This window comes from uncultured Pontibacter sp., assembly GCF_947502515.1.
GTDB lineage: Bacteria > Bacteroidota > Bacteroidia > Cytophagales > Hymenobacteraceae > Pontibacter.
On the sequence record NZ_CANNAI010000008.1, the window covers coordinates 163,391 to 188,196 of the forward strand.

The 24,806-nt window shown below is 49.7% G+C and carries 27 protein-coding genes and 1 tRNA gene; 14 read left to right on the forward strand and 14 right to left on the reverse strand.

Going from position 1 to position 24,806, the window contains the following annotated elements; all coding sequences use genetic code 11:
- Nucleotides 1-174 precede the first annotated feature (174 nt).
- Entirely contained in the window at nt 175-753 is a 579-nt protein-coding gene (locus Q1A54_RS18225) for a Crp/Fnr family transcriptional regulator (protein ID WP_299990960.1), read from the reverse strand.
- Between the two features lie 410 nt (nt 754-1,163).
- On the opposite strand from Q1A54_RS18225, the gene Q1A54_RS20380 reads away from it, so the two are divergent.
- From Q1A54_RS20380 to Q1A54_RS18235, 3 genes are all read left to right on the forward strand, one after another.
- Entirely contained in the window at nt 1,164-1,331 is a 168-nt protein-coding gene (locus Q1A54_RS20380; RefSeq protein ID WP_366915839.1) for a hypothetical protein, read from the forward strand.
- Nucleotides 1,332-1,671: 340 nt separating this feature from the next.
- Nucleotides 1,672-2,196: a DUF488 family protein gene (locus tag Q1A54_RS18230; RefSeq protein WP_299990963.1), complete on the forward strand. Its 525-nt coding sequence runs from the start codon at nt 1,672-1,674 to the stop codon at nt 2,194-2,196.
- A 202-nt stretch (nt 2,197-2,398) separates the two neighbouring features.
- On the forward strand, nt 2,399-3,364 hold the full coding sequence (locus tag Q1A54_RS18235) for a DUF5996 family protein (RefSeq protein WP_299990965.1): 966 nt from the start codon (nt 2,399-2,401) through the stop codon (nt 3,362-3,364).
- A gap of 457 nt (nt 3,365-3,821) precedes the next feature.
- On the opposite strand, the gene Q1A54_RS18240 is transcribed toward Q1A54_RS18235, so the two are convergent.
- Nucleotides 3,822-3,893 (reverse strand) — tRNA-Glu (locus Q1A54_RS18240).
- Between the two features lie 183 nt (nt 3,894-4,076).
- Here Q1A54_RS18240 and gap point away from each other — a divergent pair.
- From gap to Q1A54_RS18260, 4 genes are all read left to right on the forward strand, one after another.
- The gene (gene gap / locus Q1A54_RS18245) at nt 4,077-5,069 is read left to right on the forward strand and encodes a type I glyceraldehyde-3-phosphate dehydrogenase (RefSeq protein ID WP_196120622.1); all 993 of its coding nucleotides are present in this window, start codon (nt 4,077-4,079) and stop codon (nt 5,067-5,069) included.
- 185 nt (nt 5,070-5,254) lie between these two features.
- Entirely contained in the window at nt 5,255-6,100 is an 846-nt protein-coding gene (locus Q1A54_RS18250) for a universal stress protein (protein WP_299990969.1), read from the forward strand.
- 122 nt (nt 6,101-6,222) lie between these two features.
- Entirely contained in the window at nt 6,223-7,104 is an 882-nt protein-coding gene (locus Q1A54_RS18255) for a diacylglycerol kinase family protein (protein ID WP_299990973.1), read from the forward strand.
- Between the two features lie 18 nt (nt 7,105-7,122).
- A complete protein-coding gene (locus Q1A54_RS18260; protein ID WP_299990975.1) occupies nt 7,123-7,470 on the forward strand; it encodes a translation initiation factor in 348 nt (115 codons plus the stop codon).
- A 169-nt stretch (nt 7,471-7,639) separates the two neighbouring features.
- On the opposite strand, the gene Q1A54_RS18265 is transcribed toward Q1A54_RS18260, so the two are convergent.
- From Q1A54_RS18265 to Q1A54_RS18285, 5 genes are all read right to left on the reverse strand, one after another.
- Entirely contained in the window at nt 7,640-8,065 is a 426-nt protein-coding gene (locus Q1A54_RS18265) for a hypothetical protein (RefSeq protein WP_299990977.1), read from the reverse strand.
- A 169-nt stretch (nt 8,066-8,234) separates the two neighbouring features.
- Nucleotides 8,235-8,978: a 3-deoxy-manno-octulosonate cytidylyltransferase gene (kdsB, locus tag Q1A54_RS18270; RefSeq protein ID WP_299990979.1), complete on the reverse strand. Its 744-nt coding sequence runs from the start codon at nt 8,976-8,978 to the stop codon at nt 8,235-8,237.
- A gap of 104 nt (nt 8,979-9,082) precedes the next feature.
- On the reverse strand, nt 9,083-9,427 hold the full coding sequence (locus tag Q1A54_RS18275; RefSeq protein WP_196120616.1) for a hypothetical protein: 345 nt from the start codon (nt 9,425-9,427) through the stop codon (nt 9,083-9,085).
- A gap of 44 nt (nt 9,428-9,471) precedes the next feature.
- Nucleotides 9,472-9,810 (reverse strand): hypothetical protein, encoded by a 339-nt coding sequence (locus tag Q1A54_RS18280; RefSeq protein ID WP_299990981.1) that lies wholly within the window; start codon nt 9,808-9,810, stop codon nt 9,472-9,474.
- Between the two features lie 96 nt (nt 9,811-9,906).
- The gene (locus Q1A54_RS18285) at nt 9,907-11,259 is read right to left on the reverse strand and encodes an NfeD family protein (RefSeq protein WP_299990983.1); all 1,353 of its coding nucleotides are present in this window, start codon (nt 11,257-11,259) and stop codon (nt 9,907-9,909) included.
- Nucleotides 11,260-11,343: 84 nt separating this feature from the next.
- On the opposite strand from Q1A54_RS18285, the gene Q1A54_RS18290 reads away from it, so the two are divergent.
- The 4 genes from Q1A54_RS18290 to Q1A54_RS18305 all read left to right on the forward strand — a co-directional run bounded on the left by Q1A54_RS18290 (nt 11,344) and on the right by Q1A54_RS18305 (nt 15,182).
- Complete coding sequence (locus tag Q1A54_RS18290; RefSeq protein WP_299990985.1) at nt 11,344-12,114, forward strand: DUF4905 domain-containing protein; 771 nt, start codon at nt 11,344-11,346, stop codon at nt 12,112-12,114.
- A 23-nt stretch (nt 12,115-12,137) separates the two neighbouring features.
- Nucleotides 12,138-13,121 carry a LysM peptidoglycan-binding domain-containing protein gene (locus tag Q1A54_RS18295; protein ID WP_299990987.1) on the forward strand — a complete coding sequence of 328 codons (984 nt, stop codon included), beginning with the start codon at nt 12,138-12,140 and terminating at the stop codon, nt 13,119-13,121.
- A 148-nt stretch (nt 13,122-13,269) separates the two neighbouring features.
- The gene (locus Q1A54_RS18300) at nt 13,270-14,046 is read left to right on the forward strand and encodes a TIGR02757 family protein (RefSeq protein WP_299990989.1); all 777 of its coding nucleotides are present in this window, start codon (nt 13,270-13,272) and stop codon (nt 14,044-14,046) included.
- An 80-nt stretch (nt 14,047-14,126) separates the two neighbouring features.
- The gene (locus Q1A54_RS18305) at nt 14,127-15,182 is read left to right on the forward strand and encodes a serine hydrolase domain-containing protein (RefSeq protein WP_299990991.1); all 1,056 of its coding nucleotides are present in this window, start codon (nt 14,127-14,129) and stop codon (nt 15,180-15,182) included.
- Between the two features lie 154 nt (nt 15,183-15,336).
- Here the strand turns inward: Q1A54_RS18305 and Q1A54_RS18310 are convergent, their stop codons facing one another.
- Both Q1A54_RS18310 and Q1A54_RS18315 read right to left on the reverse strand, forming a co-directional pair.
- Nucleotides 15,337-16,305 (reverse strand): alpha/beta hydrolase, encoded by a 969-nt coding sequence (locus Q1A54_RS18310; RefSeq protein WP_299990993.1) that lies wholly within the window; start codon nt 16,303-16,305, stop codon nt 15,337-15,339.
- Nucleotides 16,306-16,376: 71 nt separating this feature from the next.
- Entirely contained in the window at nt 16,377-16,835 is a 459-nt protein-coding gene (locus Q1A54_RS18315) for a YhcH/YjgK/YiaL family protein (protein ID WP_299990995.1), read from the reverse strand.
- Between the two features lie 40 nt (nt 16,836-16,875).
- Between Q1A54_RS18315 and Q1A54_RS18320 the strand changes: the two genes are divergently transcribed.
- Together Q1A54_RS18320 and Q1A54_RS18325 are read left to right on the forward strand one after the other, a co-directional pair.
- A complete protein-coding gene (locus tag Q1A54_RS18320; RefSeq protein ID WP_299990998.1) occupies nt 16,876-17,058 on the forward strand; it encodes a hypothetical protein in 183 nt (60 codons plus the stop codon).
- A 106-nt stretch (nt 17,059-17,164) separates the two neighbouring features.
- Nucleotides 17,165-19,561 (forward strand): Smr/MutS family protein, encoded by a 2,397-nt coding sequence (locus tag Q1A54_RS18325; RefSeq protein ID WP_299991000.1) that lies wholly within the window; start codon nt 17,165-17,167, stop codon nt 19,559-19,561.
- A gap of 33 nt (nt 19,562-19,594) precedes the next feature.
- Here the strand turns inward: Q1A54_RS18325 and Q1A54_RS18330 are convergent, their stop codons facing one another.
- From Q1A54_RS18330 to murB, 3 genes are all read right to left on the reverse strand, one after another.
- The gene (locus Q1A54_RS18330) at nt 19,595-20,029 is read right to left on the reverse strand and encodes a hypothetical protein (protein WP_299991002.1); all 435 of its coding nucleotides are present in this window, start codon (nt 20,027-20,029) and stop codon (nt 19,595-19,597) included.
- 105 nt (nt 20,030-20,134) lie between these two features.
- Nucleotides 20,135-20,572 (reverse strand): hypothetical protein, encoded by a 438-nt coding sequence (locus Q1A54_RS18335; RefSeq protein WP_299991003.1) that lies wholly within the window; start codon nt 20,570-20,572, stop codon nt 20,135-20,137.
- A 102-nt stretch (nt 20,573-20,674) separates the two neighbouring features.
- Nucleotides 20,675-21,691: a UDP-N-acetylmuramate dehydrogenase gene (gene murB, locus Q1A54_RS18340; protein WP_299991004.1), complete on the reverse strand. Its 1,017-nt coding sequence runs from the start codon at nt 21,689-21,691 to the stop codon at nt 20,675-20,677.
- Nucleotides 21,692-22,014: 323 nt separating this feature from the next.
- Between murB and Q1A54_RS18345 the strand changes: the two genes are divergently transcribed.
- The gene (locus tag Q1A54_RS18345) at nt 22,015-23,190 is read left to right on the forward strand and encodes a THUMP domain-containing protein (RefSeq protein WP_299991006.1); all 1,176 of its coding nucleotides are present in this window, start codon (nt 22,015-22,017) and stop codon (nt 23,188-23,190) included.
- Nucleotides 23,191-23,296: 106 nt separating this feature from the next.
- Here Q1A54_RS18345 and Q1A54_RS18350 read toward each other — a convergent pair whose 3' ends face one another.
- Entirely contained in the window at nt 23,297-24,073 is a 777-nt protein-coding gene (locus Q1A54_RS18350) for a peptidase E (RefSeq protein WP_299991008.1), read from the reverse strand.
- A gap of 98 nt (nt 24,074-24,171) precedes the next feature.
- Nucleotides 24,172-24,681, reverse strand: a complete 510-nt coding sequence (locus Q1A54_RS18355; protein WP_299991010.1) for a hypothetical protein — start codon at nt 24,679-24,681, stop codon at nt 24,172-24,174.
- Nucleotides 24,682-24,806: the final 125 nt, after the last annotated feature.

A 24,806-nucleotide genomic window follows, 5' to 3' on the forward strand; every position in this document is an offset into this window, starting at 1 on the left:
TATTATGATTCGATTATAGGTGCAGGATTTTCCAGCCAGTTGTAATCGTACTCCATGTTCGGCTGAATCCTTTTAATAATACAAAGGTACGACCACGGCATGCCTCGATGCATTGAGCCTGGTCAAGAAAGAACATTGATCCAAATCAATGCTTTTAGGAAGTAATGCGGATTGTTACTTTGAGGAGATGCGTTTTCGGATACGGCTCAGGGTCTCAGGGGTGAGGCCCATGTAGGAGGCGATCATGTGCTGGGGAACGCGCTGCGCGATGTGCGGGTATAAGGCGATGAATTCCTGGTAGCGCTCTTCCACGGACGCGCTGATAATGGAAGTCAGTCGGCGCTGCATGGCCAGGTAAGCGCCTGTAATATTCAGCCTGGTGAAAGTTTCGTATTTGGGCATTGTCTGCAACAGCTCCTCATGGGCCGATTTGCTGATGATCACCAGCTCCGAGTCTTCAAGGGCATCGATGTTGTAAGTGGCGGGCTCTCCTGTCAGGAAACTATATAGGTCCGAGATCGTCCAGCCTTCCAGGCCAAACTGAATGATGTGTTCATTGCTGTTCTCGTCTACAGAGTAGGCGCGCAAGGCCCCTTTCTCTACAAAGGCGATTGCTTTGCATACATCGCCTTCCTGTAACAGGAATTGCTTCTTTCTGAGCTTTTTAAGGGTCAGGTAGGTTTTTATTTGCGCCTCTTCCGCTTCCGTTAGCTGGACTTTACTGTTCAGATGCTGAAAGAATAGCTTGTACATCACTGTTATGATTGATTTACAGTAGGGTAGAGTCTGCTGATCCTGATGTCAATCAAACACCGGGCTCTTGAACTGGGAGCTAATTTACGATTTTATTTCAGCCATTCAGTTTCCTTCGCCGGCTTCACTCCCGGAAAGCCAGCCATGCCGTGTTAATGCTCGCTGAATGCCTGGCCACTTACTTTATCATTACGAGCAATTAGCACTTGCAGCCAAGTTAGCAGGAGAGGGCCTTCCTGCTTAGATCCCTAATTTTTGAACAGGCGGTGCTAAACCAATAGAGGTGGTTTCCAAACCCAGCAAAGCCTTCTGTAACGACTCCGAGATGCCTGACTCCTGTTTCGGCTGGCGCTTCTATACAAAACGATGCCGGTCTTACTTGCTTTGCCAGGAAAAGTGTTGTAGCCGCCCTGGGAAAGGACCAGGTTTTTGACGTCCCCATGATGACAGCCAGCGAGGACTTCTCCTATTACAGAAAGGTAGCTCCTGTCTACTTTATGACACTTGGCATTGGGGAAGGGGCAGCTAACCACAACCCAAATTCACGGTGGATGAAAGCGCCTTGCAAAACGGAGTGAAAGCTCAGGTACAGATAATCCTGGACTACCTTAATAAGTAGACTAGGTTTTGAGCCAAATCCTGTCAAGAAGGGACGAACCTGAGCTTCACTTTAGCCAACTTTTCCTTCCGCCTGCAGTATGAAATGCTAGACAAGACAGCCTTCTTATGAGGCCGAGCTAAAAGCAAATGGGGATAATTCTGGAACAAGCTCATAAGGCTATGCCGGCGGCGAATGGACGCTAGAGAACGGCTCAGCTGCGACTGCGGCTGCGGGTTGAAAGCGATCGTGTAGTACTGAAGCGGGCTGCCCTACAATTGGAAAAGGTATAGAAGAAATTAACGGGAAGAGGAACATATATGTCAGTAACCAACAAAACTATCTGGACCTTCGGTCATTCTACCAGAAGCCCGGAGGAGTTTGTGGCAGCACTACAGTCATTTCAGATTGAGGTGCTGGTGGATGTGCGCCGGTATCCCGGCTCTAAAAAGTACCCACACTTCAACGTGTCGGCCCTGGAGACCTACTTGCCCGAAGCCGGAATCAGGTATATGCCTGAGCAGGAGCTAGGCGGTCGTAGGAAGCCCAGGCCTGATTCTCCCCACTCCGTCTGGAGAAGTGAATCCTTTCGCGGCTATGCTGACTATGCTGAAACTAAGGAATTTGAAGATGCAATAGCAAAGCTGAAGGAGGTCGCCACCCAAAAGAGAACCGCTTATATGTGTTCCGAAGCCGTGTGGTGGCGGTGTCATCGCGCCATCATCTCGGACTATCTTAAGGAAAGGGGCTGGACTGTGATGCACATTATGAATGAGGGGATAGCTAAAGAACACCCATTCACCTCAGCGTACCTGGAAACGCATCCCGTAAAGGAAAAGGCCTAACAATGTTGACTGTCAGTATTTTGAGTATGGCCCTGGTATCCTGTATGGTGATTACCAGGTATATTTCGATGAGAAGTTGACAGCAGAGCAGTGGGGCAAGCTTAATAAAATAGCGCAAGCATGTCCGCTATACCGGCCTTTAAACAGGCCCCGTGATATCATCACGCTACTGGATTGATTATCCGTTCGAAAATAATTGCCTATGAAAACAACATGGCCTAAACTGTCTTTTAAAGAAGCTCAAAAGACCTATGAAACGATACACCTGTGGACGCAGATCGTGGGGAAGATCAGACTTGTCAAAACGCCCTGGATCAATCATTCCTGGCACGTCACACTCTATGTAACTCCAAATGGACTTACCACCTCAGACATCGTGGCCGGGGATAAACATTTTCAGCTAGACTTTGATTTTATACACCATCAACTGCAGCTAAAAACCAGTGCTGGTGAAACAAGCAGCATTGACCTGAAAAAGCTGTCGGTGGCAGGGTGCTATAAGCAGGTACTGGATGCCCTGCGGGAAGCAGGTATACAGGCAGACATTTACCCTGTCCCGAATGAACTGGAAGACCCCATTCCCTTCCATAAAGATGAAACGCATGCCACCTACAACCCTGAACACGCAGCGGCTTTGCACCAGGCCTTCCTTCGGGTGCACGATGTTTTTACCCGGTTCAGGGCAGAGTTCAGTGGCAAGTGCAGCCCCGTGCATTTCTTCTGGGGCAGTTTCGATCTGGCGGTGTCACGCTTCTCTGGTCGTGACGCACCGAGGCATCCCGGAGGCGTACCTAACCTACCCGATTGGATTGCGCAGGAAGCTTATTCCAAAGAGGTTTGTAGCTGCGGCTTTTGGCCCGGAAGCGAGGCATTTCCGGCGGCCGCGTTTTACAGCTACATTTATCCGGAACCGGAAGGGTATAAGGATGCCCGCATAAAGCCTGAACTGGCCTACTACCATTCGGAGCTCCGGGAATTTATTCTGCCTTACGATGCAGTGCAGGAGGCCGATGACCCGGAGTCGGTGCTGCTGGACTTCCTGCGCAGCACCTACGAGGCGGCAGCTGACCTGGCACGGTGGGATCGAAAAGCGCTGGAGCAGGAGAACTTCGACAACCGTAGAAAAGCAGATCGCAGTGCTTACAAGCAGGTGGATAAAGATGCATAGAGTGCCTTGATTCCGGCAAGCGAGAATGGCCACCTGGATTGGTAAAACTGCTGGCCAATAGCGAGGAGAGCAAGTAAAATTAAGAGAGACCGCTATACCTTTGCAAGTATAGTAGCCTTTTGTGCTAAGGCAGGTGGGATTAAGTTCCGTGGTTTTGCGGTGTTCTAAACTTAGGACAGTAAGATTTTCTATGACGGACTTTAAGATTTTGCCCTATTCGGTGAGCTCATATTGAACTGTAACTGGCTAGGTATCCAAAACAGTCCTTTTTACGAGCTTATTAATTCCCATTTCCTTTAGTTCTTTACTCAACATCTATCCCGAAATATCCTTACATCTCTTAAGATGTGATAAGGCAAGAATAAAGGGCTTAGCAAAGTATCAAACCTTTTTGCTAGGCTTGAAATGAAAAAGCCGCTTAATTTGAGAATTAAGCGGCTTTTTAAGCTTTACTGTGTAGTCCGTAGGGGAATCGAACCCCTGTTGCCAGAATGAAAATCTGGAGTCCTAACCCCTAGACGAACGGACCATTCTGTCGTATTGTGGTGCAAAGATAAGGCAAAGCACTTACAAGGCAAATATTTTTTTGCGTTTTCAACCTTATTTTACGTAAATCGTTAGGAGTCAGGCAGGAAAAAATATATTGGTTTTCCTTATCCGTAATCGTAACTTCGCACCATCAAATTTTAAAAACAAATCAATCCCAAATACCATGTCTAAAATTAAAGTTGCAATTAACGGTTTTGGCCGTATCGGCAGACTTACTTTTAAGGCCCTTCTGGAGAAGGACAATGTAGAGGTAGTAGCGATCAACGACCTGACCAACACCAAAACATTGGCTCACCTGCTGAAGTATGATTCAGTACACGGCCGTTTTAATGGTACAGTAGAAGCCACTGACAACGGTATTATCGTAAACGGCAGAGAGATTCAAATCACAGCTGAGCGCGAGCCGAAGAACCTGCCTTGGGGCGATCTGGGCGTTGACGTTGTGCTGGAGTCTACTGGTCGTTTCGTTGACGAGCAGGGCGCTGGTGGTCACCTGGAAGCTGGTGCCCGCAAAGTAGTTATCTCAGCTCCTGCCAAAGGCAACATCCCAACTGTGGTACTGGGTGTGAACGAAGACATTCTGACTGGCGACGAGCGCATCGTTTCCAACGCTTCTTGTACTACTAACTGCCTTGCGCCAATGGCGAAAGTACTTGACGATACCTTTGGTATCGAGAAAGGCTATATCACAACTGTACACGCTTACACTGCTGACCAGAACCTGCAGGATGCACCACACAGCGACCTGCGCCGTGCCCGTGCTGCTGCTTATTCTATCGTGCCTACTTCTACAGGTGCTGCCAAGGCCGTTGGTCTTGTACTGCCTCACCTGAAAGGCAAACTGGACGGCGTGGCTATGCGCGTGCCTATTCCGGATGGCTCTTTGACTGACTTAACTGTAGTGCTGAAGAAGCCAGCTACGAAAGAGGAAATCAACGCTGCTATGAAGAAGGCTGCTGAAGGTGAAATGAAAGGTATCCTAGAGTATACAGAGGATCCGATCGTTTCAATTGACATCGTAGGCAACACACACTCTTGCATCTTCGATGCAGAGATGACATCAGCTAACGAAACACTGGTGAAAGTAGTAGGCTGGTACGACAACGAGGCTGGCTACTCTAACAGAGCTGCTGACCTGATCACAAAGCTTGGCTAATCACCTGGTTTATACCTCATTCCTGCAAAAGCCCGCCATTCTGGTGGGCTTTTGTGTTTTAGTGGCGATTATAAAAGAAAAACACTATATTTCATCAGGAATGACATTTGTCATAGTACAGGCGTATACAGGCCTGTATTTTTACATCTGAAATAGAACAAAGCATTATAAAACCGCACAAAATTATGAGAAGAATACTTGTACCAACCGACTTTTCCGACCAGGCCCGCAACGCCTTCGAAGTAGCTGTTGCCATTGCCCGCCAGACGGGTGCCGCCATCAAACTGCTGCATGTGGTCGAAATGCCTTATTCCTACTCTTTCAGTGCAACCGGTGACCTGGTAGGCGGAAACGGAATGGAGCAGGTATACATGATGAAACTGCTTGAGAACACCAAGTACCGTATGGCTGAACTGGAGCGCTCTGTGGAGCACGAAGGGGTGGAAGTGGTGCAGGAAGTAGACGCTGATAACGTGATCCGTAAAATCCGCCGTGTGATCAACGATGACAAGGTGGACCTGGTAGTGATGGGCTCAAAAGGCGCCAGCGGTATGGATGAATTCCTGATCGGATCCAACACCGAGAAGGTGGTGCGTACTGCCGAGTGCCCGGTGCTCACTGTGAAAGGACCAATCCCGAACCTGCAGATCCGAAACATCGTGCTGCCTTCTGATTTCAAGCGTGAGATCGGAACGGCTGTGGAGAAGTTCAAGTATTTCCAGCAGATGTTCGGAGCAAAACTACACCTGGTTTACATTAACACGCCGGGCGCTTTCGAGTCAAGCAGTAACCTGCGTGCACGCATGCAGAAGGCTGCTGAGCGCTACGGACTGCAAAACTTCACGATCAATGTTTACAATGATACGATTGAGGAAGACGGCATCCTGCACTTTGCAGAGGAGACCGGAGCAGACCTGGTGATGATGGCCACACACGGCCGTACCGGCCTGTCGCACCTGCTTAGCGGCAGCATCGCCGAAGACTTGGTAAACCACTCCGACATTCCAGTACTCACCTTCCACCTGAAATAAGTAACTGAACAGGTATAGACGGGAAGCCCGGCAAATGCCGGGCTTTTTTATTCTCCGAAGGAATGGGTTAATTTGCGTAGAATTAACCCAGATAGCAGCGTCTTTGGCCTGTCCGTCCGTATATGAGCAAACGTCCCCATTTCCGGTTCATCATCAATCCCAAGTCTGGCCCCAGCAGCAAGGTAGATGTAGCCGCCCGCATTAAGCTTCACCTGGACCACGAAAAGTTTGACCACGATATCGTGTACACGGACTATGCCGGACATGCACCCGAACTGGCCAGGCAGGCGGCTGAGCAGGGCTGTGAGGTGGTGGTAGCTGTTGGGGGCGACGGTACCATGAACGAGGTGGCACAGGGGCTGCTGCATACTGAAACGGCCTTGGGCATCATCCCCAGGGGGTCTGGAAATGGACTGGCCCGTCACCTGCAGGTACCCCTGACTGTTGATGCCGCTATCCGCTACCTGAACCACGGACATCGTTCTAAGATAGATAGCGGCATCATCAACGGACGGCCATTCTTCACAACCGCAGGTATAGGGTTTGATGCCTATATCAGTTCGGTGTTTGCGGGGAGTAAGAAGCGCGGCCTCAGGACTTATGTAGAACTGATCCTAAAAGAGGTGCGCAACTACCGCCATCTTCCTGTAAAGGCCGTTATTAATGGCAAGTCCATCGAAACGGAGCTTTTTGTAATGGCCTTTGCCAATGCGGCGCAGTACGGCAATAATGCCTATATCGCCCCTATGGCTGACATACGGGATGGTATGCTGGATGTATGCCTGGTGCGTAAACTGGATATGTTCAAAGCGCTGCAACTGAGCTATGCGATGCTGGCCAACAGACCAGCCAGTGCCGACAGCGCTGAGTACTTTAAGACGGAGGGCGTCACGGTGCAGACTGACCACGAAATGATGCACCATGCGGATGGGGAGTATCTGGGCAAAGCCCGGGAATTTGAGGTGCGAATGGTGCCACAGTCACTGCACGTGGTAGCACGCTAAACATAGGAGACTAAGATTATGAGCGACAAAAATAAAAAAGGCAGACAGGGAGTGGTATACTCCACCAGTTCTGATTTCAGTTACCAATACGAGCAGGAGCATGAAGCCGAGACGCTTCCGCCACAGCAGCAGAACCTGAAAGTGATGCTGGATAAGAAATCCCGTGGAGGCAAGCAGGTAACGCTTGTAACAGGCTTTGTAGGGACAGAAGACGATCTGAAAGAGCTGGGCAAGCTGCTGAAGAGTAAATGTGGCGTAGGGGGTTCTGCCAAAGATGGAGAGATCCTGATCCAAGGCGATTTCCGCGACAAAGTGCTGCAGGTACTACAAGCCGCAGGCTATAAGGCAAAGAAGGCAGGAGGATGATTTGAGTCCGGGAGTTTGATTGTAGCGACATGACGCTGTCATATCAAGGTGCTGCGAAGCATGACTTTGCCCCCAAAGGGAAAGGTGGCAACCTATCCGAAGCGTGCACTAAACAATCAGCAGTAAACAATTCTATCCATCCCGAAATCTGGCTGGAGCCTTTCAACTCTCAAAATCCTAAACTCTTCAACTTACTCACCGGCCCCTGGAGGTGATAAAAGTTGGCTGACTTCTGCACAAACAGACGACCGGCCAGGGCGGGAGCTTTTGGTGGCCGGGGTTTGTATACCTGCACGGCTCCCTTTTCTTTACCAGGTATACGTTCGTAGCCAATCTCCTCAAGTTTCTGATCAAGCGCTTTGGAAGAGATGCTTTTCACCGGTATTCTGATTTCCGTGCGCCTGTACCACACCAGCAAGGCAATCGTGAACAGCAGCGAGAAGATTGCCGAATTCACCAGGATCTCATTTATCGCCCCGGTAGCGTCTTCCCCGAACCTGCCGGATATTCCAAACCAGGCCGCAGTCAGCAAAGCATACATCCCGAAGAAGTATAGACTCAGCTTCACAAATCGCTGCAAGGTGTAGTTTTTCATGAGTGGAACTGTGGAATAACTAAGGTTGAATGAATACTGATTTGGATGCTGTTTTGTTTAAATAGGTATGTGGTAATCAGTGTTTTGTGGTGCTTTATGTTAGTTTATAGATTAAGAAATAGTTTGCTTAAATGGAGCATCTTTGACACCCCATCAGTTAATCATTGTCCTACAACCATTCACCGTTTCTTACCACCTTCTCCAAATCCTCTGGGGTGTCGATGCCGATGGTTTCAAACTCCGTGATAGCGGTGGTAATGCGGAATCCGTTCTCGAGCCAGCGCAATTGCTCCAGTGACTCGGCCAGTTCCAGGCTAGAAGGGGGCAGCTGGGTGATCTGCTCCAGTATGTCGGTGCGGTAGCCGTAGATGCCGATGTGCTTGTGGTAGGTATGCTGTTTGTGCCAGATGTCGTTGGGTACGTTGCGGCAATAGGGAATAGGCTGCCGGCTGAAGTACAGGGCTTCCCCATGGCCGCTGATGACTACTTTAGGCGCATTGACATTGAAGAGTTCTTCCGGGGTGTTGATCTTTTTGACCAGAGTAGCCAGTTGCGTCTGCGGGTTGTTGAAACAGGTGGCCAGCAATTCGATCTGCTCAGGCTTAATGAAAGGTTCGTCGCCCTGGATGTTGATCACATACTCAAACGGCTGGTCGTGTAACTGATAGGCTTCGAAGCAACGGTCGGTGCCGCTCTGATGGTGCGCTGCCGTTAGCACAGCCTTGCCTCCGAAGCCGTGTACATGGTCCAAAATGCGTTGATCGTCAGTGGCTACGATAACATCAGTTAAACCAGATGATGAAGCCTGTTCGTATACCCGCTGTATCATGCTTTTGCCATTGATGTCAACAAGTGGCTTTCCGGGGAAACGGGTGGAGGCGTAGCGGGCAGGTATAATGCCGAGTATTTCCATAGGGCAGACGGTTATCTTTGGCCAGCCGTGCAGTGGCAGGCTCCGGCAAGTTACGCAACAGACAGGAGTAATGCAGCAGTCCCCTGCAAAAAGCAATTTGCCTGTTAGGGTCTTTTTTTGACAGAGATGACACGGATGGCATCCATGGCCCTGCTTTGGGTGGAGAGACCGCAACGAATATCCAACTGGCGGCCCAGCTTCTCAAACTCGATCAGGACGGGCGTTTCACCCTCCACTTTGAATGCCTCATCTATATCCCCTTCATTCTCGGGCTTGAACCTATTGCCATTGATGAGCACTTCAAAACCACAACCGTCCACCATATACTCACCCGACCAGATCAGCATGGCCTCCTTGGTATCTGTTTCGGTATTTGGGGTGTGCTGGCAGGAAATAAGTAAAAGGGAAGAAAGGCTGATAAATAGGGTGAGCTGTAGAAACAGTTTCATATAGGAACAGGATATGTGAGCTTATACAGGAGGTAGCGCCTGATTTATATTTTCTTAATTGAAAGGATACGGATAAACTCTTTTTTAGTGGCCATGGGAAGCATGCCGCATTGAAAGTCCCGTTGGCCCAGTTGCACAAATTTCACCTCTACGGGTATAGGGTCATGTGATTTGAAGGAGTTGTCAATAGATGCTTCATTTGCCGGCTTGAAGCGCTTTTCACCTATTTGAACATGAAAACCGCAGCCGTCTACAGCATAATCGCCGGACCAGGTGATGGCGGCAACTTCCTCCAACACTTCAAGGTCCTCGTCCTTGTCACAGGAGAAGGCAGAAACTGTGAAAGCTGCCAGTAGGAGGGCATAGCGGATAATGATTTTCATGTGATCAAGGTTTGGTTTACTGGCATGACCCCAAAATGCCCTCCAGCGTTGCAAAGGCGGTTAAAAAAATGCTCAAACTCCTAAGTTCCCAGATTCCTATACCTTCTTTACCCGGAGTGCGAAGGTACTTTGGTCGATCACCTGCACGGAGTCACCCTTTTCGATGAAGCCGTCGCGGGCCTGCGCGTCGTATACGTTGTCGTCAATCATCACACGTCCACTCGGGGCCATGCGGGTATAGGCAACACCTGTTTTGCCGATCAGGTGCTCCACTGAGTTGCTGGAGCGGTAGCCCTCTTTGCTGGCGAAGGTATTAGCAAGGGTGACACGCTGCAGGGCACGGCTGCCCAGCACGCGGTTCCAGGTCAGTATGACGATGATCACCGCACTGATCATGCCCAGCAGCACTGATACCAGGCTTTCCATCAGGCGCTCAGACGACACGAATGTAAAGTCAAAGGCCTGGTTGTTGACCATGATCAGCAGCAGCGACAGGAACACCAGCGAAATGCCGCTTATACCTGTCACGCCAAAGCCCGGCACCACAAACACTTCCAGCGCAATGAGCACCAGTCCCACAATGAACAGCAGGATCTCCCAGTGCTCAGCCAGTCCGTTGAGGTAGAAAGGCGTCAGGTATAGCACGCCGGCCACAATAGCGGCCATTAGCGGAAAGCCCACACCAGGGGTCTGCAGCTCAAACCACAGTCCGCCGATGATGATCAGGATCAGAATGCCACTAATAACCGGATTCAGGAAAAAAGAAATAACCTTGTTGGTGGTGCTCAGTTCGTAACGGACAATCTCGGCATCCTGCAGATTAAGCTTTTGCAGCACTTCGTCGATGTTGTTGGCCTGTCCTTCACAAAAGCCATGCTGGATGGCTTCGGATGTGGTGAGTGTCAACACCTGATCGGCAGACAAGGTGCTGTCCACCGCAGCGTCTACCATGGCTTCGGCCAGTCTGGGATTGCGTCCGTTTGCCTCGGCAGTAGAGCGCATGATGGAGCGCATGTAGCTCTGGTACTTGCCTGGAGCGGCTTGTCCGTCGGCACCCACCACCGTGGCTGCCCCGATGTTGGCGCCAGGCGCCATGTAAATGCTGTCGCAGGCAATGGAGATAAGCGCCCCGGCCGAAGCGGCGTTTTTGTCGATGAACACATAAATTGGTTTCGGATATTCGAGCAAGCGCAGGCGGATGGCATCGGCATCGTTTACGGCACCTCCGTAGGTGTTCAGCTTCAGCAGCACATGGTCGGCCTCCACACGGGTGGCTTCTTCTAGCGCCAACTGGGTATAGCGGTTGGTGCGTGGGTCGATCTCAGACCCGATCTCCATGATGAACACCTTCTGTCGCTGCTGCTCCTGTGCCAGGGCGGCTGTGAAAGAAAAGAGAAGGGCCAGTAGGAGGAGTGACGGCCATTGCCATATTTTTGCGTTAGATTTCATACATTTGAGCTTAATCGGAAATAAGGTACTAAAAAAATCCCGCTTATTCTTTCCCTACTTTTTAAATACGATTTTGAGGCGCCTGTGTGGCGCATTCGTCTGGATGCACCCAATGGCTGGCTGGCGCTGGAAGTGCGTGACGCTGACCTGTTGCAGGCCCGTTTCTATACCTTGCACCTGCCCGATGCGCAGCTGCTCGAGTTGAAACTTCCCGACCCTAACACCTGGTGGCTGGGGCTGGAAGACGTGCATGACCAGGTCGTATACCTGCACGGCTATGGTGACCGAAAACTGGGGCAGCACAAAGGTATACGAGCGTTTGCGGCAGATTCAGGTATAGCTCGCTGGCAGCAGCCGGAGCTGGCTTTTTACGGAGTGGAGGAGAGGGGCGTACTGGCGTACAATATTACAGAAGCACCTGGGGAACTGCTTTTGCTGGAAAGCGGTTACGGTAAAACCGTGCAAAACGATATAGGCCAAAAAGAGGCGGCTGATCGGGTGCAGCGCTACCACGAACACCGCTTTGGTGCTGTGCAGTATCCGCACCTGTACCGGGAAGGCGAAGCTTACTTTGAGCAGGTACGTGATTTTTTGGCGCAGGAGCTTGATTGTGAGCCTGTAAGCGCCCTGGAGTACGCCGAAACGGATACCTGCCTGGTCGTGAGTTATTACCGCAAGACAAGTGAAAATAAGTTAGATAATTTTCTGGCTGTTTTTGATTTAAATGGTTTTTTGCTCTTAAATGAGTTACTTGCAGGTGCAATTGATGGCGTAGGTTCAGATACTTTTTTTATCTTTATGCGCAATTTGTACTTCGTGCAAAACAAAACAACCTGGAAGGCATATTCTCTTTAAATTTTATAGTTCGACTTTTAGCTATGATCCGAATTTTACTTATCGCCCTTGTAGCAATGCCGCTGCTTCCTTTTTCGGCTTCAGCCTTCGACATGGTTGCCCTGCGCGACTCTGTAGGTGTGGAGCGTAAGAACGGGAAGGTGTACGTGCAGCACCGTGTTGAGCCAAAAGAAACGCTTTACGCCCTTTCCAGAAAGTATGGCGTGTCTGTTGCCCAGATCGTTGATTCAAATCCATCTGTGGAGACGACCATCAACATTGGCCAGGTCGTGCTGATACCACGCAAGTACGCCGCAGCACCAGCCGCGATCCAGCAAACCGCCACTGCGGGCACAGCCAGCAACCGTACCTTCACGGTAAACAGCCGTGGCGAGAAGCTGCACCAGGTAGAGCCGCAGCAGACGCTCTATTCGATCTCCCGCATGCATGGCGTGAAAGTAGATGACATCAAGCGTTGGAATAACCTGCCTGACAATACGATCAGTGTAGGGTCTCATCTGATTGTGGGCAAGGGCCAGGCTGTGCCGTCCAAGAACCCGATTTATGTGAGTGAGTCTGATGACGAGATTGCAAAAGATAAAGTGGCAGAAACGGCTGTGGCTTCGACAGAACCTGTGGCCGCTACTACCAACCCAGCCAATTCCCACATTGTACTGACGCCGCAGCCAGCTACGCCGGCACCGGCTACCAGCGTTTCGGAAGACGACGAGGAGATGGTAGACTCTGTGTCTGGTGCCAAAAAGATCATCGAGACAGGTATGGCCGAAATGATCGACCCGAAAGCAGATACAAACAAATACTTGGCGCTGCACAAAACTGCTCCGGTAGGTACCATCATGCAGGTGAAAAATGCCATGAATGACCAGGTAGTGTATGTACGTGTGATCGGTAAACTGCCAAACACAGGCGAGAATAACAACGTGGTAGTGCGTCTGTCGAAGAAGGCCTGCCAGAAGTTAGGCGCGATTGACCAGAAGTTCAGAGTAGAGCTGTCTTACATGCCATAAGCAGGTATAGCGATAACAAAAAAGCCCGGACAGCAGTGTCCGGGCTTTTTTTATGAATCGCCATTATACCTGATGTGGCGGCATATATCTGGGACACCTGGTCCAGATTCCTTAACTTGCAAGGCGTCATTTCTCGTACCAAAAGCACATGAAACAAGACATCGCCCAGATCAAAGCCCTGCTCGACGACCGGGTAGTCCGTTACAACCAGCCCAACTTTATACCGAACGATCCGGTCTCCATCCCGCACCGGTTCACCAAAAAACAGGATATCGAGATCAGTGGCTTCTTTGCGGCCATTCTGGCCTGGGGGCAGCGCAAGACTATCATCAACAACTGCCTGAAGCTGATGGACCTAATGGATAATGCCCCGCATGACTTTATTCTGCAACACCAGGAGCAGGACTTGCCACGTTTCCTGGGTTTCAAGCACCGCACCTTCAACGATACCGACCTGCTCTACCTGATTCACTGGTTCAGGTGGTACTATGAGCAGCACGAGAGTCTGGAAACGGCTTTTACCGGAGAGCAACACGAGATCAGGACACAGAAGGCGCGGCTGGAGCATTTCCACGACCTGGTATTCAGTCTGGAGGAAGCCCCGCACCGTACCCGCAAGCATATTTCCACCCCGACCCGCAAGTCGGCTTGCAAGCGGCTGAACATGTACCTGCGCTGGATGGTGCGGCCTGCAGACGGCGGCGTGGATTTTGGCATCTGGCACACGATGCAACCGGCCGACCTGGTCTGTCCCTGCGATGTGCACGTAGAGCGGGTCGCCCGTAGGCTGGGCCTGATCACGCGCAAGGGTATGGACTGGCAAACAGCAGAAAAACTGACCGACCATCTCAGGGCTTTCGACCCGCAGGACCCCGTGAAATACGACTACGCCCTGTTCGGGCTGGGAGTGGAGGAGAAGTTTTAAAGGATAGCTACACAATTGCTCTTCGATCTGAAACCCTTTCTGGAGCTGTATTTTGCACAAAAGCTGAATAAATACGCACAATGAATCTACACAGCCTGGCAAATGCCTTCGACGAACACCTGGCTAACAATTACACCCCTGACGGTCCTGGTGCAGCACTGCTGGTGTCGGTGGCGGGAGAGGAGCTTTACGCAAGTGGTAGAGGTATAGCTGACCTTGCAACCGGTGAGCCGATCAAACCAGAAACCACTTTCCGGCTGGCTTCGGTAAGCAAGCAGTTTACGGCCATGTGTATCCAACTGCTGGAACAGGAGAGGTGCCTGGCTTATGATAATACCTTACAACAATATTTCCCTGAGTTTCCGGCAGGTATAGGAGCGCAGGTTTCGTTACGGCATCTGCTCAGCCATACCTCTGGTCTGCTGGATTACGAGGAATTTGTAGAAGAGCGGCCTGACTGGCAGATCAGCGACGAAGAGGTCCTGGCCATAGCTGCTGCTAATACCGAGACCTACTTTACACCCGGTACCCAATACAGGTATAGCAACACGGGTTTCGTGCTATTGGCGCTGGTGGTGGAACGGGTGTCAGGTATAGCTTATGCAGATTTTCTGCAGCAGCGTATCTTTACCCCACTAGGTATGGAGACATCCATGCTCTATCAAAAGGGCAAGGCTATACCTAAGCGGGCGATGGGTTATGCCCGAATCGAGGGAGGGAAAATTGTACAGGCTGACCAGGGCACCTGCACCGCCACCAAAGGCGACGGCTGTATCTATACCTCTGTGCGCGATTACCTGCGCTGGCACCAGGCGCTCAGCAAACAGCCCGGTATGGCACCTGCGCTGGAGCAGGTATACGCTCCTATTGGTGGTTATGAAAATGGCTTCTACGGGATGGGCTGGTTCTTCAGCAGGCGCGGCTCAGGCGGACTGGAAATGTATCACACCGGCAACACCAGCGGCTTTAGCAATCTGGTTATCCGTATACCTGAAAATGATGTGCTGATCGCCTGTTTCTCCAATACGGCCGATAACCCATATCTAATGACAGGTTTCCTAGATGTGCTGGAGCATTTTCCTGTCCTCCATACAGAGTCGGGGTTGATCAGAGATTTGCTGCAACTGACTCGCTAGCCTATAGATTGATTAATGACTTCTTGAGGCAGACGTTCTTTTTCGAGCTGGCAAAAAGCCTTAATTCGAGTTGGTGGTATAGGCAATGAGATTACAAACTCCATTGCTGGATTTCTAGATTGTTTTGATGTGATCCAGGTATAGGGATGAACTCTTATTTCTCTTGGGTAAATATTCGAACATCTGTCGCAAATCGGTCTTCCTCCTCCATGTCCGGGAAATGTGCGCTATTTTCATACAACTTGATGATGCTATTGGGTAACACCTGCTTTAAGGCAAGTCCTGTGTGTAGACCGCCGTTTTTGTCATGTACGCCACTAATAATCAGGGTAGATGCTTGTACACCCGTTGCCTTCTCCACCAGGTCGGCTTTATTGTTTTTGATGTATACCTTCGCCATTAGGCCTGTATTCTTTAGCTTGCTTTCCTGCCACAATTGCCTGTTTTTCTGAGCCAGTTCAGGGTTCTGGAACAGGAATCGATCGACTACGTCAGTCGAACTTAAATTCCACACCTTTCCATACTTATCTTCTATCGAGGTCGTGTCTCTCAGGATCTGTTCAATGCCGGCTTTGAGTGTGCTGTCGCCAATCGCATAGAACCCCTGTATCTGTACCAGCATGTTTGATTTCGACAATTCAGCAGGCGATGACAAGATCAATTTCTCAACCCGCTCAGGATGTGCAATGGCATAACGTAAGGCTAATTCGGCTCCAAACGAGTAGCCGAGCAAGGTCATTTTCTGAACTCCTAGAGCTACTCTCAACTGTTCCAGGTCACTGATGAGTGTCTCTAACAAGTAGTCATTTGGGTCCTGGGGAGCTTCACTTCTTCCGCTTCCGCGCTGCTCGTAATAAACAACTGTAGCAAAGGATTCGATCTTTGGCCCTATCGTCCTTTCAAAATTATAATGGTTACCACCCGGGCCGCCATGCACGACTACAATGGGAGTAGTGCTGTTTTGGCTCCCTTTTACTTTCACCCAATGCTTAATGCCGTTTAAGGTATAGTATTGTTCCCCATCATTCGTCTGCAGGTTACTCTCAGGAGCCTGGCTGCTAGTAGCAGGCCGGCCACAGGAAAAGAGTACTGCTACTAGTAATAGGCTGTATAAATACTTCATATGGATGACATCTTATTTTCCTTGAACAAGTAGAGCCATTTTCCAGGTTCGATTCTGCAGAGCAGGCAGCATTATGCTTCAGGTTTCACCGCAATCTTCAATACCACCTTGCGTACGTTTTCCTCAGTCACCATCGCCGCGTGGGCATCATCGGGGTAGAAGATGGTGAAAGAGCCGGCCGGCACATCGAACCAGAAGGCAGGTTTGTCAGGGAAGAAAGCGGCGTCACGCTCGTCGGTATACGGATCGTTGGGAGCGCTGCACAGCGCCAAGTCTCTCCAGCCCATGTGATCCGTTCCTGAAATTATGAACTGTATGTCGATGTACTTGCGGTGCACTTCCAATTTGGCGTCTTTCTCAGGTATGCCGCTGCCTTCGGAAATAATCGCAAACAGGTCTTTGCCTACGATCGCTTTTTGTCCGACTGGGAGCGTCATCAGATCGGCTTCCTGTAAAAATTGGAAAGCCTGTGCAAAAAGCGGATGCATGCAGGTATAGCGACTGGCGTTGGAGAGTTTGTCGAGAACCATATAAGTTTAGGAGTTAAAGAGTTTAAGAGTTATAAAGTTAATGTCAGCGATCTTAGAACGCGATGTTGTGGTGCTACGCAATTTTATCGTTCCTTGTAGGGACAGGGCGCGACCTGTCCGAATCGTGCACCGAAACCTGTCCGAATCGAGCACCAAAACGATCAACGTAATGCTCGTGTATCAGCAGCGAGGTTATGAAAACCATGTGCGAAAGGCAATCTAAACTTAACCATTCAAACATGGCATAATTTATAAAACCACAGCGAACGAAAGCAGCGGCTTTACTTGTTATAATATGCTAAATTTGCCCTAAATCTAAGAGATAACAATTGATCTATCCAGATAACTTTGAAATAAAAATTGGCTTTGCGCAGGTACGCGAGATGCTCTCGGAACTTTGCCTGAGCCCACTCGGCCGGCAGTTCGTCAGCCGCATGACGTTCCTGAACCGGCATGACCTGGTGCAGCGCCTGTTAGAACAAACAAACGAATTCAAACAACTGCTCGAGTCCGACGCCGAGATTCCGCTGCAGCATTATTTCGACGTAACCGCCTACCTCGACCGGGCCGCTATACCTGGTACTTTCTTGGAAGTGCAGGCTTTCTTCGAGATTAAGATGTCGCTGCGTACAATCCGCGACTCGCTGCGCTACATTTCCAGTGCTGAAGAGGGCAAATACGAAGCCCTGAAAGCGCTGGGTGCCAATGTGATGGTAGAGCGCTCCCTGATTGCTGCCCTCGACAAGGTGGTAGACGATGCCGGTGCCGTGCGCGACGATGCCTCGCCTGAACTGCAGCGTTACAAGCGTGACCTGATCGCCCAACAGGGACAATTGCGTAAAACGATCAGCTCGATCATCCGCCATGCCAAAAACGAAGGCTGGACGCCCGGCGATGCGGAGCCGACCATACGCGGTGGACGACTGGTTATACCTGTTATTGCCGAGCACAAGCGCCGGATCAAAGGTCTGATTCACGACGAGTCAAACACAGGGCAGACAGTATACATTGAACCGGAGTCTATTTTCGAACTCAACAACGATATAAAGGACCTGGAGAATGCCTACCACCGTGAGCTGATTCGTATCCTGACAGGCCTGACCAACACGCTGCGCAACTTTATACCGGAGCTGCGGAAGGCCTACCAGTACCTGGGTCTGCTGGACTTTATCCGGGCCAAGGCAGCCTTTGCAAGGCGAGTGGAGGCCTCGATGCCAAAGCTACACAGGTACCCGCATATCGCCTGGAAAGAGGCCATTCACCCCCTGCTATACCTTTCACATAAGCAGATGGGCAAGCCAACCGTGCCAATGGACCTGGAGCTAACCCGTGACCAGCGCATTCTGCTGATCTCTGGCCCGAACGCAGGTGGTAAGTCGGTGAGTCTGAAGACGGTGGGTCTGGTGCAGTACATGCTGCAAACAGGTATGCTGATTCCGGTGGCTGACAACTCGGAGGCAGGTATATTCCACGACATCTTCATCGACATCGGTGACGAGCAGTCCATCGAGAACGACCTGAGTACGTATAGCTCCCACCTCACTAACATGAAGAAGTTTGTGACGGTGGCCGATAACAAGAGTTTAGTGCTGATTGATGAGTTTGGCACCGGTACAGAGCCGGTGCTGGGCGGTGCTATTGCCGAAGCGGTGCTGCAGAACCTGAACGACAGCAAGGTGTTCGGTGTGATTACAACTCACTATACCAACCTCAAGAACTTTGCCGAGCGCACACCGGGCATCGTGAACGGCGCTATGCGCTACGACCACAAGAACCTGCAGCCGCTCTACCAGCTCAAGATTGGTAAACCGGGTTCCTCTTTTGCGATTGAGATCGCCCGCAAGATTGGTCTGCCACGGCACATCGTGGACAAGGCTAGCAGTCTGGTAGGTAAGGACAAGATACGCTACGACCGCCTCTTGGAAGAACTTGAAACTGAGAAGCAGGAACTGGAGAAGAAATTGAAAGAGGCCACGGCCTTGGAACTGAAGCTGAAGCGCAACGTGAAGGAGTACCAGGAACTGAAGAACTTCCTGGAGGAGAGCAAGCAGGACGTGATGCGCGAAGCCAAAGGCAAAGCGAAGCTGCTGTTGAAGGACGCCAACCAGAAAATTGAGGCGACCATTCAGCAAATCAAGCAGAGCCAGGCTGAGAAGGAGCAGACCAAGCTGGCCCGCCGCGAACTCGAGGAGTTTGCCACCGAGAAGGTGCGTAAGGAAGAACCCCGCCCTGCCCATAAACGGGTGGCTAGCAATGGCGGACCGCTCAAAGCCGGTGACAATGTCTCCCTGATCGGGCAGGACTCGGTAGGACAGATCGTAGGTATAAAAGGCAAAACGGCTGAGGTGCTGTTCGGTGGCCTGAAAACGATTGTGAAGGTAGACAACCTGGAGCGTGCCGAAGCGCTGACCAAAAAGCAGAAGAAAGCCGAAACAGCAGAAGGCTATACCCGTGGGATGAACATCACGCAGCGTATGGCTGACTTTGGCTCTACGATAGACATCCGGGGCGAGTATGCCGAAGATGCTTTGAATAAAGTGATGAACTTCACCGACGAAGCTATCATGCTAGGTATACCGGAGATCAAGATCGTGCATGGCCGCGGCAACGGTGTGCTGCGTCAGGTGGTGCGCGACTACCTGTACTCGGTGCCGGAAGTGGTTAGCCTGGCTAGCGAGGCCGAGGAAAGGGGAGGCGACGGTGCTACCCTGGCTGTATTGAAATAAAAAAAGGCTCCTGCAAAGGAGCCTTTTTTTATTTTATCGGGTATACCTGACTTCCAGAGCCACAGGTTCATCATCTTCAAACTCCAGCGTCTGCTCCAGACGAAGCTCGGTATCTGTGAGTCTCAATACTTTAGCTGTGTATTCATCCTCTGTGCCTTTGTCGAAAATAATAGATTTGTCATTATTCGCAAATTCCCAGGTGCCGTTAAGTGAACTTCTCTCGTAGGAATCTACATACTTACCAGCTTTGTCAAATTTGACCGTGTTCTTTTTGATGTCATAGCCAAGTTCTTCTAAAAAGAGGTCAGAGATATCATTGCCAAAAGCCCATAGCGAGTTGCCTGTCCAGGTATTAGCCGTCAGTAAGTCTGTGTTCGAAGGTTCTTTGTCTTCATCTTTATCGCACGAGGTCATGCTGGTTACCAATAGCAGGGCAAACAGGAAGGTGAGTAATTTTTGGATTTTCATGAAATGGTCTTTTAGTGAAAGAATGGAATTACCTGGAGCCTGTCCTGAGCCTGTTAAGGTGACATGGATACGCACGAGGGTATGGTCAGTCCTAACTTAAGGAATTTAGTCTTTTTTCACAAATTGGACCTTCGCATCGAACGTTGTGTTGTTGCGGTTCACAGTAGAGATGAGGTCCATATTGGTAGCGGTTAGGCTCTCTATCTGCAGGTCGCCAAGCAGGTCAAAGTAGATGATCGTTTCATTTTCCTTGAACTCCCAAGTACCGACGGTGGTCTGTGTAGAGCCTGCCTGGTCGTATACGGCGGTATAAGTACCGTCGCGACGCAACGTCAGGCGTGTGCTTTTAATGTCAAGCAGCATGTCCTTGATCTCGGGACGGTCTGACACGTCAAAGCCGTTTACCAGCACGCGGTCACCTTGCCATTCATGGGCCACAATAAGGTCCGTTTTGGTCGGTGCCGGATCATCATCGTCACAGGAAGTCAGCGTAAGGGGAAGCGCCAGCAATAATAGCAGGTAGCGAAATATATAAAATTTCATAGGGTATGGAACGGTTAAGATATACCCTATATATCGCAGCCTGCTTAAATAAGTTAGGGAAGTTTAGTTAAAAATTTAGGCATTTTTCCCGGTTTGCCAGGGCTACATGATATTTACTTCCGGCTGCAGCGCGATGCCAAACTTTTCTTCCACAGACGCTATAATATCATGGGCCAACTGAAGCAGATTTTCGCCTTTAGCACCACCGTAGTTGACCAGTACCAGTGCCTGGTTTTTGTGCACACCGTAGTTATCGATCACTTTGCCTTTCCAGCCGCACTGCTCAATAAGCCAGCCAGCGGGCACCTTTACGCTCGTTTCAGACACAGGATAGGCCGGCATATCAGGATATTTTTCCTTGAGCACGTCAAAGAGAAGCACCGGTATCTCAGGATTTTTGAAGAAGCTGCCCGCATTGCCGATTTGTGCCGGATCAGGGAGTTTGCTGCGGCGGATGTGGCAAACGGCGGCGCTTATGTCGTGTATGGTAGGCTGCTGCACCTGCATTTCCTGCAGGGTAGTCTGGATATCGCCATAAGATGTGTTCAGTTCAGGATGTTTGCGGAGGCGCAGTGTCACGGTTGCCACGACATACTGTCCCTTCAGGCTGTGTTTGAATATACTTTCACGATAACCGAACTGGCAGGCCTCCTTGTCAAAGGTATGGACTTCACCGGTTTCGAGCTGTACAGCATCCAGATTTACAAAAACGTCCTTGAGCTCTACGCCATAGGCACCAATATTCTGCAAAGGAGCGGCTCCTACGGTACCCGGTATAAGCGACATGTTCTCGATGCCGCCCAGCTCATGCTTGAGGCAAAAGAGCACCAGATCATGCCACTTCTCACCACCGCCAGCCCGCACATAGGTATGGTCGCCCTCTGTGTGCAGCACTTCCATGCCTTTGATGCCGTTGAGCAGCACGATACCCTCAAAGTCTTTGGTGAACAGCAGATTGCTGCCCCCGCCTAATATAAGCTTCGGCTCTTCCCGTACCTCAGGCCGCTGAAGCAGCTCCTGCAACTCCTGCACACTGTCGAAGCGGGCAAAATGCCTGGCCTTCACTTCAATGCCAAACGTATTGTAAGGTTTAAGGGAAAAGTCTCTCTCGAATTTCATAAGCGGGTATTTAAGGCAAAAATAAGGGTTCTAAGTTAGAAAATTAAAAGTAAGAAAGTGAAACCGTCTGGAGTACTTAGCCTGAAAGACGTAAAAGTATAAAACTGAATATTTAAGCAGTGTTCAATTCATCCGGGCCAAGTGCCTTAGTACGGATGCAGTAAGTATAAAAGGGGGAGCTTTAAGGCTGTATCTTCTCAAAAAGAAAGGGATGAAGGGCTCTTTCGGGCGCTTTTTAGCTGAAGAATATAACTTTCTAATTTTTTACCTTTCTAACTTCCCAACTTAAAACCCTATTTTTGCAGCATAAACAGGTATAGCAGATGGCGAAGCAAAAGCAGAGCGATAATTTTAACATGATTGCCACAACGCTCAGTGGTCTGGAAGAGGTATTGGCAAAAGAACTGGAAGCGCTGGAGGTAGAGTTTATCAAAGTAGGCAACCGGGCTGTTTCTTTCTCGGGTAACCTGCGCCAGCTCTACGAAGCCAACCTGTGGTGCCGCACCGCCATCCGCATCCTGAGGCCAATCCGCAATTTTAAGGCACGAAACGAGCGCGATCTCTATGAGCAGGTACAGAAAACCAACTGGGCCGAGATCATGGACCTGGATCAGACTTTCGCTATCGATGCCGTTGTAAGCCACTCTACATTCGAGCACTCCCTGTTTGTGGCCCAGCTGACCAAGGATGCCATCGTGGACCAGTTCCGCAAAGCCACCGGCGAGCGTCCATCTGTTGACCGCATCCGGCCAGATGTGCGTCTGAATCTGCACATGCACGAGAACATGGTCACCTTATCACTTGACTCTTCCGGTGACTCGCTGCACCGTCGTGGTTACCGTCTGCAAACCAACGTGGCGCCGCTCAACGAGGTGTTGGCCGCTGGCATTATCGCCCTGTCAGGCTGGGACAAGAAATCGATTTTTATTGACCCCATGGCTGGCTCCGGTACTTTTCTGATCGAAGCCGCCATGATGGCACAAAACATTGCACCGGGCATCTTCCGCCGCGATCCTTTTGGTTTTGAGAGCTGGAAAGATCACAATGAAGAGCTGTTTGAAATGGTATGGAAAACGGCCGAGGCCAAAGAAAAGCGTGAGCCGCAGGCCCAGATCATCGGGTACGATATCGATCCGGACTATGTGCTGGCAGCCCGCAAAAACATTGAGAATGCCGGATTGAGCCATGTGATCAAAATCGAACTGGCTGACTTTTTCAAGACCGAAGCTTCTGCAGAAGAGGGAGTATTGATCATGAACCCGCCTTACAACGAACGCATCGTGTCTGATGACATTCATCAACTGTACAAGCAGATCGGGGACACGCTCAAGAACAACTACCAGGGCTTCGATGCCTTTGTGTTTACCGGCAACCTGGATGCCGCCAAGAGCATCGGCTTGCGTGCTTCCCGCCGCACTCCACTGTACAATGGTGCTATCGATTGCCGCTTGTTGAAGTATGAGTTGTACCGTGGAAGTAGGAGAGGGGAGAAGGAGTAAGAAACAGTTTTGATCAATTGCTGCGATAAACCTATAGTATTCAGCTAAGCTATAAAAACTACAAAGTTTAGCGCAGCAATTGGTTTTGTTAACCGTAGATTTATACCTAAATTAACTCAGACGCTAAAGCCGTTTCTACTGCTTTTCCTTTATGTAGGGTTACTTTATAAACCTTATCCGCTACATTTTGAGTGATCACTCTTTTCAGTTGTGTGCCTTCAAAATAAAGACCAGCTGTTTCATCGCATGCATAGCCTGGAAGCATTTTGCCTTCTTCAATCATCTTCATGTATAAAGGACGTCTATCGGCTTCTGTGTGGTAATGAGGACAGTTACTTCCTTTCAAAAATCCTAACCCTTTCACAACTGAATAATCCGCTGGTCTGGAATCAGAAAGCCCCTCTTCAAACCAACAGATCGCTCCGGCACTAGGCCCAGACAAAACTATCCCTTTTTCCCAGGCTTTCTTCAGTACGCTGTCAATACCATGGGCTTTCCATAATGCTATAGCATTCAGGGTGTTGCCACCTGTAACCAGAATCGCATCCATGTCTAATAGCGTGTCTGCAAAAGATATCTTTTGTTCAGTACTTGAGATAAACACTTTCTGCACAAAAGGTTGTATCGGCAGTTGTTTCGCTATTTCAAACCACTTGTTGATGTAAGCATCACTATCACCCATTGGGGTAGGTAAAAAACATATTTTGGGATTCTCTTTGCCAGTAAGGGAAATCAGGTAATTGATCGTTTGAAGGTCATAGCCGCCACCCGTCAAAAATATCTTCTTTGTTTCCTTTACTTGTGCAAACAACTCTGAATTTGCTGCGACGGATACGCCAACAGTTGCAACTGTTGTATACCTTAAAAAATCTCTTCTTTTCATGGTTTATACTTTCAAGGGAACGTTTAGTACATAAAGCGAGCGAGGCGTAACCGAAGCTTGGTTTATGTGCCGTGTTGGGTAAAGTAGTTCTTCTGTTCTTAGTCGGCATAGTAGACATACCAATTCTCCCTATCACCAATAGGCTTAATCTCCTGCACACGATCGAATTTAAAATCTTTTGCCTTTCCCGTTAACTGCTGCTTTGAGTAAACTTTGCCGAAGTCAGAGTCAATCCACCCACCTTCTTTAAAGAAGTATGCTTCCTTTTCTTTGACTACTCTGTTGTTCCCACTTTCATTGAGCAAACTCAATAAATTTTCCAATGTTCCTGCAGGTACTTCCCTTTTTAATTCCCACTCTTCCATGCTTACTTGGTATTTATGAAACAGAGGTCTTTTTAAAGAATCTGGATTTATTAGAATTAAGGTGTAATTTATAATAAGGTTCTGGTCGTTCAGGACGAGAGTTGATAAGTTTAGCTGGTCAACGTAATCAATGATGTGCTCACTTTTTTCTAAGTCTATTTCACGCACGTCTGCTTCACTATTACAGGCAATACCTGAAATGCTTATTAAAGGGAGCAAAAAATACTTCCAGCCTTTATTCATACCTTCTATTATACCGTACTTGGCTAAACTGTGGCGTAGCTAAAGTTTAGGTGTGGTGTGCGCCCAGTATGGGCACCTGATACTAAAGGTATCATATTATTCCAGAGGGTGCAAGTCCCTTACAG